An 11193-nucleotide genomic window follows, 5' to 3' on the forward strand; every position below is an offset into this window, starting at 1 on the left:
CCCGTTTTACCTTAGTTTTATCTGTTCATCTTGACATCTGACACTTGCCAGGTGCCGGAACTTGTTTGTTTAATGCATATAAACAAATACAAAATTAGACGTTAATATCCTATAAAGCATTACCCGTTTTTACCTGTTTATATCCCATTTTGTTTCTGTCCATTTCTTTTCCCGCGACGCCTTTATGTATATCTTAATTGAGCTGCCGGCATGTTCTGTAGAATGTAGATGCGGGTACAGATCCGAATTCCGGCATAGTTCACTCAAGTCCGGCAGTCCATGTGTCCGTTAAGGTAGGATAATTTCATATCCGGTTGGTATTGAGCTTGTTTAATCTATGTTTAATGAGGCTGTCGCTGTGCCAGGCCGGTTTTCATTCAGGGAATATAGTGCATATCAATTAATTAATAGCCTGTCGCCCTTCCGTTTTCCGGCTGGCGGGGAGTCCTCCTGTTTAACGATTTGTGTCAGCAATTATCCCTTGCATTTATTTACTATTCATAATTTATTAATATACAGGTAATTGAAATCCAGCCTATATGCCATCCGGCACCTGGCAAGTGTCAGATGTCAAGATGAACAGATAAAACTAAGGTAAAACGGGAGGTTTTGTATTGCCCGTTTCAAAATTAGCTGCTATTTTCCTCCTTTCAGTAAAAACAGGCTTACAAATAAAAATTAATCTTTTCTATTCCGGTAGAAATAATAAAAATATATTCCGCTATATATCATAACGGATAAATTGCCGGTGTAATGCAGTATAGTTTTGTTTGTAAAGGCATATAAACCTGTTTCAAACGGACGGCGGTGCAGCCAAAGCCAGGGCGATCTGCTCGTTGGCCCGGTCAAGGGTCGAACGGTCGAAGGAGGCCAGGTAGGTATAGGTCATCTTCTCGGAGGAATGCCCCAGGCCCTCGCTGATAACCCACAGCGGCAGGTTCTGTTTCTTGCCGGTGGTCGCCCAGCTGTGGCGCGAGACATGGGTCGATAATTTACCCCCGATGCCGGCTAAAGCCGATAGCCTTTTCAGGCGTTTATTCTGGAGGCGCAGGCCGTTCTCGTATTGCAGGCGCGGGGATTTATCCGTATCCCGGATGACGGGGAAGAGGTAGGGGCTGTTACCGGATTCCCCGCTGAAGCTGTCGATGATGCGCTGTAACGGGGGGGTGACCGTCACCTCGATCTTCTGGCCCGTCTTCTTGCGGTAGTAGCTGATCACCCCCTGGCGGATATTCTCCTTGCGCAGGTAGGCCATATCCACAAAGCTCATTCCCCATTAAATGGTGGATAATAAAAAAACGTCTCAAAAATAGGCGTTAATTTTATGTATAAGGCTGGTTGTCAAAGCAGTGGCGTATATACGTCGTCATATGTCATCCTATGACATAGACAAAGGAAATTAGAACGGATTGTGAATGACTCTGAATTGAAGAAGTGGTTGATGAAAGAGAAAAGTAAGTACAAACGATAGGAGTATTGAAAATGCGGGGATTCCGTCAGATTATAGGCAAGCAGAAAGCAGTTTGGGAAACCAGGTTTTTGGATGAAGGGAAAAATTTACTTCAATATGATATAACTATCATAGGTCAAGTAAGGATTTTTATGAAGAAGATAAGAAAGTCTTTTTAAATGAGAGAATTACTGGCACAGACTTACATTTATATGAACTTGATGAAAGTATATCTGCTCAAAGTTTTTATTCTGAATATTTCACTGAATATATTGCGACGAAACTGTATGTTCGATATAATGGCTGTAAAAAGATTGTTTGTGATATATATATATGAACTTCAATAGCGGATATTTTTTATATGCGCTATCTACAGAAATATTATTTTTATATTGTTCTTACGTTTGCAAATGGAGCATTGGCGATATATGGTATAGGATTTAACCAAGACCCAATCTAAGTATCGCATGCTGTTTGCAGGGAAAGGAAGCACATCAAAACGCCGCCCAGGCGGTACAGGTAAACCATGCCTGTGTTTCCGGCTTCACGGGCAAGTATCGCATCCAGGCCGAGACCGGACGCTTCGTCCGCTATATCCTTTTTTAATCGTAGTGCATACATCTTGTCCTTATTATTGGTTTTGTTTGTTTTCCTATGGCTTTGCTCCGGTAACTCATACACCGTCCGGGGCCAACCATCAATACCTGAAACCGGTAAAATGAACGATAACGAATTCCCTCTCGTCATACTTGTCGAGGAACTCCAGGAAGTCGTTACAGGCCAGCCCTTCATTGCCGGCTACCGTTTCCACAGCTACGGGTTTCCCTTCGACCAGTATCTTTTGCGATGCCTTGGCGTACCGGGCACGCTGTGTATGCAGCGTCTTACATTTTGTAATCGGATAATAGACCTTACCTGTCGGCCTGTCTTCCAGATATACGATGCGTGCACAGTAACCGCCCGTAGCCAGCTTCCGGCAGGCGTCTTCCCAAAAGATAACCCCGCTCTTGAGGGCATGGATCTTCCCCGGTGGGAGGATACCCTTGATCTTACTGGCAAAATGTGTGTCTTCCCCGTACCTGCTATGCCAGGTCGGAAAGGTATCGAGTACGGAAAGAAGGATCTGCTTTTCCATGCCCAGCAGCCTCCTCAGCTTGTTAAGTAGCATTTTGTGCTTCGTTTTTTGGTTATATTACTTTCTATTTTCTTACTTTTTTTCTCTCTCCTTTCGCTGTTTGCTAATGAAAGAATCCTGTAGGGAAAACAAATCCCCTACAGAATAATGATTGATCTGCCAGGGTGTTAAGCAGGTAAAATATTTTATTACAAGCTGTTAATCCTGTTTTCCGTTGCTTTGGCAACAGATTTCCCTGTTTTGTAAAAGCTCCGGTTCACGGAAATTGCATGTAACTAGCATTTAATCAGTATTTTATATTTATTCCCGCTTTTCAACTCCTTTTTTGTTTTAATAGGGTGTCTTTCAAACACCCTATTCGGTTTCGTGTACCTACGGCTGCTCCACAGGGGTAGAAATCTGCTGCCCTATAGGGTTGAGGATTTTGTTTATAGTTTTATATAAAACTGTTATTTAATTCATCCACCCTTCATTAATCTAAGCATATATCTATGTCACAAAGGCTTCTAAATCAAAAAGTATCTCGAGTAAAAATCCATACATTCTGCACCCCACCGCTAAAATTCACTCGTATGTTACCAGTGTGCGCACCTCCGTAATATTGGTTTATCACGGCAGGTGTTAATAAAACGTATGCCATTTGTATGGTTCTACCTGCATGAGTTCTCGTGACCACAGAATGTGGGACGGTTTGGGAGCCGACCGATGAAATTGCTGTGAATACAACACCTGAGAGCGCGGCCCCATTGGTTAGTGCAACCCCGAAGCCCACGTAATTACCAGCTTGGATAGACACTTGGTACTGCTGCCAGTATCCCATAGCGTATTGCCCCCAGCCAGTTGTGGCAGAGATGTTTATGCTAGCGGTTGCTGATACTGCAGTACCCCAACTACAGGTTGCATTATATGGGCGAGCGTAGTATGTGGTGGTCACGGAGAGCGTAGGCGTGGTAAAGCTGGTTCCGGCGTTTGAAGTCGAAGTGCCGGTGGGTGATGTTTGCCAGTAAATGGTGCTTCCAGCCGATACTGTTGCGCCTAATTTGACCGTTCCCGGACTGGTTCGGCTACCACCCGTTGTAGAGTTAATCGCGTTTAGTATCACGGTTGCCGTCACTGCAGAACGGGCAGATTCACCTCCTGCATTGACCGCGGAAACATAATATGTTTTATTAGCGCTCAATGACGGAGTAGTAAACGTGTTATTAGTGCTTAAGATGGTTGTCGAAGATGCAGTTTCGTACCAGCGAACGGAACTGCTCGAGGTAGCGCTCAAGTTCACGGTGCCGGCGCCGCATCGCGATCCCGGCGTTGTCCCGGTAATCACTGGGGCATCTAAAACAGTAACGGTATACACGCCGCTTGGCACCGGACTGCCGGGGCATTCGCTGTTGTCTGCCTCACAGTAGAAATAGTATGTTCCCGCGGCTGAAGGGGTGAAGGTATAATTAGTCAGTGTCGCCACGGGGTCGATAGCCGTTCCCCCCGTGTTGGAGGCTGACCCGTTGCTGTACCATTTGTAATTTGCTACAGGAGACCCCTCGCTGAACGAAGCCGATACATTCCCCAGGGTTACCGCTACACCTGTAACCGTTGTCCTGGCTGTCGGGCCCGAAGGCGTCACTGCGGTCACAACGGCACAGTCGTTTCCTACGGTAACGTTGAGAGTGCCGACTCCGATCCCGCAGGCGTTTGTTACCCGGGCTGTCAGGGTATTCGACCCCTGCGCTTTGTAACGGACAAGGGCATAGGAATATCCGGTTCCTCCCTGCAGCAGTTCCGCTATATCAGCCGGTATGTCCCATTCATAGCCCGTAGCCGGGCCGAAGTTGATGGCAGCGTTATAGGTGATCTCATCACCCAGGTTAGCCTGCCCCGGTGTAGTCGACGATGAGTTCAGGGTGACCACAGGGCTGGCGGAGCTGACCGCCGGTATATTGACATGCGCCATCGGGCTGGTACAGCCTTCGGTCACCGTGGCATAATAATCGCCTCCTTCGGTCACCGTAATCGTCTGGGTGTTCCCGATCAGTGTGTTATCCTTATACCAGGCATAGGTGTAAGTCCCCGGATTGACGGGCAGTACATTCAGTATGGCCGTACCCGAACAAAGGACGGTATTGCCTTCTATTTTAGGCGTTGACGGTATTGTCCCCGTGCTGATTGTCTCCACGGATAAGGCCTCCTGCGCGCAACTGCCCGCAAGGGTGGCCCGGCAGCGGATGACTACCGATGGTACTCCCCCGGGTACATTGTACAACAGCGAACGGCCCGTGCCGATCTGCGTATTGTTCTCATACCATATATAGGTGTATGAAGCATCGAAGGTTCCGGCCGTCACGCTTAGCAGTATCGTGCTGCCGGCGCAGAAAGCGCCTCCCTTGTCGACCACAGGCGTGGTCAGGGAAGTTCCCGTACTGGAATCTACCGTGACGCTCTCTGTCGGGGATTTCCGGGACAGGCAGTCACCATCCTGTACCACGGCGAACCAGTCGCCCACGCCTACGGTCACCTGTGTACCGGTTATATTGTCCGTTCCGTTGCTGCCGTCCTGCAACACCCCGTCTTTGAACCAAAGCACGGTTCCCCCGCTGTTCGGGTTCATGGCTACCAGTTGGGTCGTACCTCCCGGCCCGCAGACCTGGCCGTTATTGCCCAGGACTACCAGGCTGGGCGCCAGGGGCGCGCCCGTACCGTCCCTGGTTACGGTCACTGCATTATCGTCCCGCTGGTTACAGCCTACCGCACCCATATGTATATCGTAGCGTCCTTCGCGGGTCACTTCCAGGAAGTTCACCCCACGGGCTATCTCTATGCCGTTGAGCGTCCAGATCAGGACGTCCAGGTTAGGCGTATCAGCCGGAACCGACAGGTAAACGGCGCCGCCCGCACAATAGGAAAGCGCGGTGCCGGCAGGGGTAGCGGTAATGGCCGGGGCTTCCCCCAGGGTATCGTTACAGGCCTGCCCCTGCTGTATGAACAGGAAGTCTTTGGACAGACCCGTACAACTGCTGGTCACCCGTACGACAACCGTGCGCTGACGGGTGGTATTGTTCTCCCGGAAGGTGATACGGAAACGCCCGTCTGATTCATCCACGTCGGTCAGGGCGGCGTAATCCCCGCCGATGATGATCGCGAAGTTGAACGGCCCGTTGACGCAATCGGGGTCAGTCACCTGGAATTCATCGTCACAGCCCGTACCGTCGGCCAATACGTCCGGACAGGGATCAGGGTAGATGGTGAGCTGCGAGTTGCCTTCGCAGAGGCTCACCCAGCGCGTGGCGTTCCAGTATTCATAGCATTTGGTATCCAGGTTGAAGATGGCAAGACCCTCAGCGGCCGCCGCTTCTTCGGGGGTAACACCCGGCCCCCCGGTGATAACCGGGTTGTCTGTGGCTGTCCCTAAAAAGTAGTCGCGCCAGGCGTCACGCTCGGCGGTGTACAGTTGTGGCAGGCGCAGGCCCCCTTTTGTATCGACGGTGGAGACTTCCAGTACCGAAAAATCCCGCGGAGGCGTACCGTCGCCGACGGTCACCTGGGAGCGCGCGCAAAATGCGCAGGCGGACAGCAGTATCAGCAGGGCCATCCGCAAAACAGGTAAATTCCTTATGTTCTGTTTCTTTTTCATTTGATAATTAATTATATATGTATCGTTATTAAAGTCCATTATTAAAGTTCATAGCTTACTTTCTGCCATTTGTCACCGTCCCATACATACAGGCCTTTGGGAAGGGAACTGTCCCCACCCCCGGTATGGAAGACCAAAAGGCCGGCAAGGCTTTGGCTCCGTTCACTGTAATCTCCCGACTGTTTATCGGCGTAAGGCGACAGGTCGTCGCTGCTTTTTAGCTGTACACGCGAGAGGATGATGCCTCCCGGAAAGGAGCTCACCATGGGCTTGTCAGGTACGGTAGGCTTTATCGGGGCAGCTACAGGCCGGCTCCCCGCGGGGATGGATTTGTTACCGGCTCCCTTACCGTCACCGGCATGCAGGATGACGCAGAACTGGATAGCCAGGAGCGTAGTTAAGGTTTTCATGTTAATCTGTTTCATTTTTCTTTAAAATTTTATATTATCAGACTTTCTTTATTTACTCTTTGTCCTATACTTTTTATAGATAAAGGATTGTTGTAAAAACAAGGGAGACGACGCGCCGCGGCTTTCACAAGCGGCAGCACGGCGGATACAATTACAAGGCAATGAATAAAGCAATTTGCAACGCAAACGCCTCCCCGCAGGATAAGATCATCCCGGCTGTTTATTAATGTATCTGATAACAGGTGTGTAAAACGCCGCAGGGACAATAATATCCTGTGACGAAAGACGAATGCCAGCCACTGCCTGAGCCGTTCCTGTACCCTGTGAATCAATGATATGTGCATTTTATTCTGTTTGTTTTGCGCAAAGGATTTAACCGGGATTTTTAAAATTTTATTCTTGTTACTTTATTCTGACACTTGGTGAGTGTCGGATGATATATTGATCGGATTGCAATTGTCTGTATATTAACAAATTAGAAACTAAAAATAAATACGAGGGATAATTTCTGACACGAATCGTTAAACAGGCGGGCGCCCGCCGGCCTGAAAAAAGGAGGGCAACAGTCCATATAACTTATTGATGACCAATAGCCTTTCCGGGGGAAAACCCGCCAGACTCAGCAATAGCATCATTAAACAAAGATTAAACAAGCTCAATACCAACTGAATATAGATTTATCACACCTTAACGGACACATGGCTTTGCAGGAATTAAGCTCAGGATTCGGTTAAACATCCGAATCCGCATTCAACCGCTCAAGATTTCATAAAAAGTAGATAGTTAAAATACTGTACGGGCAAATATGGGATATAGACAGGTTAAAACGGGTAATGATTTATAGGGTACTAACGCTTAATTTTGTAATTATTTTTATGCCTTAAATAGGCAGGTTCCGACACTCACCAAGTGTCAGATATCAAGATGAACAGACAAAACTAAGGCACAACGGGAGGTTTCGTGTTATCCGGTGCAAAATTAGCTGCTATTTTCTTCCTTTCAGTAAAAATAGGCTTACAATATATAAAATATGCCCTGCCATATAAAATGGCGGGTAAGTTGCTTCCCGGAGGAATGGCCCAGGCCCTCGCTGATAACCCACAGCGGCTGGTTCTGTTTCTTGCCGGTGGTTGCCAGCTGTGGCGCGAGACATGTGTCGATGATTTCCCTGCGTCGCCGGATGAGAAATAAGACAAAAACAGATTAGGGCTGAAGAAATATCCGGATCAAAAGTTGCGCAATTCGCATATATTAAAAACAAAAAGATATATATGGGTATTAAAAATCAACAATATGATATATATTTGCGGTATAAAATTTTATCTACATTTAAAAGGCGAAATAACCTTAATAAGATTTAATTTTAAACTTTCCTGCAATTAATAATGAAATATTATTAGTTTACCTTTACACATATAAAGATGATAAAAAAACAGAGGTGATTATCGCCACCTGTGTTTCGGAGGTTTACTGAATTTTCGTTGTTAAATAAAACAACCCTTTGTCATTAAATGTTATTCTATTTATATGTTTTTATTTTTATATACCAATGATACAGTTACTGTCAAAAACCGGATATACATAATTTTTAACCATGGTAAAAAAGCACATAGACCATACGACTATAAACAGTTGTTTAATAAATGAATTATTAGAACGCATTCCTCAAAACAAATTGTCAGATAAGATTGCGGAGATTCTCGGTTATTCCCGGGATGCAGTCTACAGGCGAATCCGGGGAGAAGTGCCCTTCACATTTAACGAAGCAATGCAAATTGCCCAGAAAACAGGGATATCCCTGGATAAAATAGTCCATCCGGAAAGTGAAAATAATGTCGTATTTTCGCTTAATTATAAGGAATACTCGGACAACTTTATCAATACTTACCATAAACAACTGGAAACGTCCATAGCCCACTTTAAGCATGAGGATACATTCCTGAACGCATCTATGAAGCTGGCATATAACATTGTCCCCGCTTCTTTTTATCTGAAATACAACACGCTGGCGAAATTCGTCATATTTAAATGGATGTATCAGGCAGATGCGAATTTTTCCTTTGATTCCCTGTCGAAGCTGATACTGCCAGAGGAGACACATTCACTTATGATGAGACGATTATATATGTTACATTCGGTTGATAATAACGAGTACATTTTAGACAGGCATATATTCCAGTCGTTTGTCGATGATATCAAATATTTCGTCCATATCGGACTTATTACAAGTGAGGAATTGCGTGATTTGAAAAACGAATTATACTCGATGCTCAGCCAGATTGAAACGATAGCCACAACAGGCATATTCCCCACCGGCAAGCGGATTAAGATTTATATTTCGGAAATTGATTTTAATTTTTGCTACTCTCTTTTTAAGTCGGACTTTTTCGAATACAGCCGGGTCCGTTTATATGACCTGGACTTTTTGTATACCCATGATTCATCAATTTACCGGATGCATAGTTTCTGGATAAGCACCCTTAAGAAATATTCAATACTGATTACACAAAGCGGAGAAATATTCCGGGCAAAATATTTTAAACAACAAAGGGAAATCGTCGATGCTTTAAGCGAAGAATAGTAAATTTTTCACGCTACCTTTCCGACTACACTGCTTAAAAGAAACGGAGCATAGTCACTCCTTCCATTATACAATCAAATAAGTTAACAATCAGATATTTGGCAACCGATATTAAAATAATACCGGTTGCCCAAACCTGAACTATATATTCGATATAAGCAAATAATCAAAAGTATATATTCTTAAAACGCAAATATAATGGATTCTATTTTATGAAAACTACTTTGTAAATCATATATCTATTCTATTTGCGATATAATTATCCATAAATATCAGATAAGCTGATACGAAATACGCATATCGAATAATTTACAAAATTAGCAACTTTGATAGTGAATATTGTATACATAATCAATGAGTTATCTGCTAAAATTGAACTTTTTTTGTAAAAAGTAAACATTCAGTGTGATAGCAGTGTGAAATAAAAAAATAGCTTATGATTACAACTCAGTGGAGATATATACCTATATGTAACCGGAATATTTCAGGCATCGGGTAAGTGACGGGTTGCATTTAAACAGGATTACAATTATCTGTATTTATACATTAACAGATATAAAATAAAGATAAAGGCAGGTCTTTCATACAAATTGTTAAAAAATGTAAGTTTCCACCGGGATAAGAACAGGAGGCAGCGCAGCTTTTAATATATTGATAACCAATACTTTTCTGAATTGTAAATCACGCTTACACACAAACAACTTAATTAAACAGACTCAAAACCAACCGGATATGGAATCATTACACTTTAACGGACACATTGCCTGCCAGACTTGCCTGAACTATGCCAAGGGAGCCAGGCCGGCCATTGAAACCAAAGAAATAAGTATCGGCAGCCACAATGAACAACAGGCCCTGCAGAGTAAGATTATCTTCCTGCTCAGGGGGGAGATCACCTATTCCTTCGGGATGTACAACAACCGCCGGATGCGCTGCGGGCAGATGCTCTACCTGCCTGTAGGCTACAACTTCAGCTACAGGGCTGAATCCGGAGCCCTGCTCCTGTTTATACGCCCTTACTGCAAGCTGCAGTTCTGCGATAGCTACAGGCTGGAGAACCTGGTACACCGAAGCCCGGCAGCGCAGGTTCCCCTGAATACGCGGAAGGAGTCCCCTTATCTGCTGGAAATGAAGGAAACCCTAAGGGGTTATACGGATATGCTGGTCTACTGTATACGCAAAGGACTCTGTTGTGGTTATTACAATGAGCTGAAAATAAAGGAATTGCTGTACCTTCTCGGAGAGTCTTACACAAAAGAGGAACTAGGGTTGTTCTTCTACGAAGCCCTGAGCAGCGACTCTGACTTTTCCCAATACATCATGGACAATTACCACAATTACCACTCCCTTACCGAACTGGCTGCTGCCATGAATATGTCCCTCTCGGGCATAGAGAAACGCTTCAGGAAGGTATTTAATATATCCGGGTACAAGTGGATGAATGAGCACAGGGCTAAAAAAATATACCATGCCCTTTGCTCCGGCGACCATAACCTGAAAGAATTAAGCTCCGAATTCGGTTTTGCATCCGAATCCACATTCAACCGCTTCTGCAAGCAGCGCCTGGGCCGGACGCCGGGTGAGATACGGCAACATAACAGGCAGGGGTACGAAACAGGTAAAGAAAGCGTAAAAATGGATAATCGTATTTGAGGCAAATCAGAAGAAATAACACCCAACTTTGTAATTGTTTATATGCGTTAAATAAACGTGTTCCGACACTTGGTATGTATTAGGTATTGATATGAACAGGCTAAATTAACGCAAAATGAGAGAATTTGTGTTGTCCGGTTCAAAATTAGCTGCTATTTTCTTCCTTTCCTTAAAAACAGGCTTACAAATAAAAATTAATCTTTTCTATTCCGGTAGAAATAATAAAAATATGCTCCGTTATATATCATAACGGATAAATTGCCGGTGTAATGCAGTATAGTTTTGTTTGTAAAGGCACATAAACCTGTTTCAAACGGACGGCGGTGCAGCCAAAGCCAG

At 45.1% G+C, this 11193-nt stretch carries 9 protein-coding genes; 3 read left to right on the forward strand and 6 right to left on the reverse strand.

Annotated features, from left to right (window positions below):
* Positions 1-793 precede the first annotated feature (793 nt).
* The 6 genes from ACFO6W_RS22695 to ACFO6W_RS22720 all read right to left on the reverse strand — a co-directional run bounded on the left by ACFO6W_RS22695 (position 794) and on the right by ACFO6W_RS22720 (position 6964).
* The gene (locus ACFO6W_RS22695) at positions 794-1270 is read right to left on the reverse strand and encodes a tyrosine-type recombinase/integrase (RefSeq protein WP_380000797.1); all 477 of its coding nucleotides are present in this window, start codon (positions 1268-1270) and stop codon (positions 794-796) included.
* 636 nt (positions 1271-1906) lie between these two features.
* Complete coding sequence (locus tag ACFO6W_RS22700; protein WP_380000799.1) at positions 1907-2071, reverse strand: hypothetical protein; 165 nt, start codon at positions 2069-2071, stop codon at positions 1907-1909.
* Between the two features lie 76 nt (positions 2072-2147).
* Positions 2148-2618 (reverse strand): hypothetical protein, encoded by a 471-nt coding sequence (locus tag ACFO6W_RS22705; protein WP_380000801.1) that lies wholly within the window; start codon positions 2616-2618, stop codon positions 2148-2150.
* A gap of 478 nt (positions 2619-3096) precedes the next feature.
* Entirely contained in the window at positions 3097-5853 is a 2757-nt protein-coding gene (locus ACFO6W_RS22710) for an immunoglobulin domain-containing protein (RefSeq protein WP_380000803.1), read from the reverse strand.
* Positions 5854-6251: 398 nt separating this feature from the next.
* Entirely contained in the window at positions 6252-6635 is a 384-nt protein-coding gene (locus ACFO6W_RS22715; protein WP_380000805.1) for a hypothetical protein, read from the reverse strand.
* A 14-nt stretch (positions 6636-6649) separates the two neighbouring features.
* Positions 6650-6964 carry a hypothetical protein gene (locus ACFO6W_RS22720; protein ID WP_380000807.1) on the reverse strand — a complete coding sequence of 105 codons (315 nt, stop codon included), beginning with the start codon at positions 6962-6964 and terminating at the stop codon, positions 6650-6652.
* 616 nt (positions 6965-7580) lie between these two features.
* Between ACFO6W_RS22720 and ACFO6W_RS22725 the strand changes: the two genes are divergently transcribed.
* The 3 genes from ACFO6W_RS22725 to ACFO6W_RS22735 all read left to right on the forward strand — a co-directional run bounded on the left by ACFO6W_RS22725 (position 7581) and on the right by ACFO6W_RS22735 (position 10854).
* Complete coding sequence (locus ACFO6W_RS22725) at positions 7581-7811, forward strand: hypothetical protein (RefSeq protein WP_380000809.1); 231 nt, start codon at positions 7581-7583, stop codon at positions 7809-7811.
* Between the two features lie 403 nt (positions 7812-8214).
* Positions 8215-9201, forward strand: a complete 987-nt coding sequence (locus ACFO6W_RS22730) for a helix-turn-helix domain-containing protein (protein ID WP_380000811.1) — start codon at positions 8215-8217, stop codon at positions 9199-9201.
* Positions 9202-9933: 732 nt separating this feature from the next.
* Entirely contained in the window at positions 9934-10854 is a 921-nt protein-coding gene (locus ACFO6W_RS22735) for a helix-turn-helix domain-containing protein (protein ID WP_380000814.1), read from the forward strand.
* Positions 10855-11193: the final 339 nt, after the last annotated feature.

This window comes from Dysgonomonas termitidis (assembly GCF_042654545.1).
In the GTDB taxonomy this organism is placed as follows: domain Bacteria; phylum Bacteroidota; class Bacteroidia; order Bacteroidales; family Dysgonomonadaceae; genus Dysgonomonas; species Dysgonomonas termitidis.

What these genes read in the sequence shown, in the direction of transcription:
- ACFO6W_RS22705 (WP_380000801.1), bottom strand. Translation starts at nt 2,618, where the DNA reads ATGCTACTTAACAAGCTGAGGAGGCTGCTGGGCATGGAAAAGCAGATC.
- ACFO6W_RS22735 (WP_380000814.1), top strand. Translation starts at nt 9,934, where the DNA reads ATGGAATCATTACACTTTAACGGACACATTGCCTGCCAGACTTGCCTG.
- ACFO6W_RS22700 (WP_380000799.1), bottom strand. Translation starts at nt 2,071, where the DNA reads ATGTATGCACTACGATTAAAAAAGGATATAGCGGACGAAGCGTCCGGT.
- ACFO6W_RS22730 (WP_380000811.1), top strand. Translation starts at nt 8,215, where the DNA reads ATGGTAAAAAAGCACATAGACCATACGACTATAAACAGTTGTTTAATA.
- ACFO6W_RS22715 (WP_380000805.1), bottom strand. Translation starts at nt 6,635, where the DNA reads ATGAAACAGATTAACATGAAAACCTTAACTACGCTCCTGGCTATCCAG.
- ACFO6W_RS22695 (WP_380000797.1), bottom strand. Translation starts at nt 1,270, where the DNA reads ATGAGCTTTGTGGATATGGCCTACCTGCGCAAGGAGAATATCCGCCAG.
- ACFO6W_RS22720 (WP_380000807.1), bottom strand. Translation starts at nt 6,964, where the DNA reads ATGCACATATCATTGATTCACAGGGTACAGGAACGGCTCAGGCAGTGG.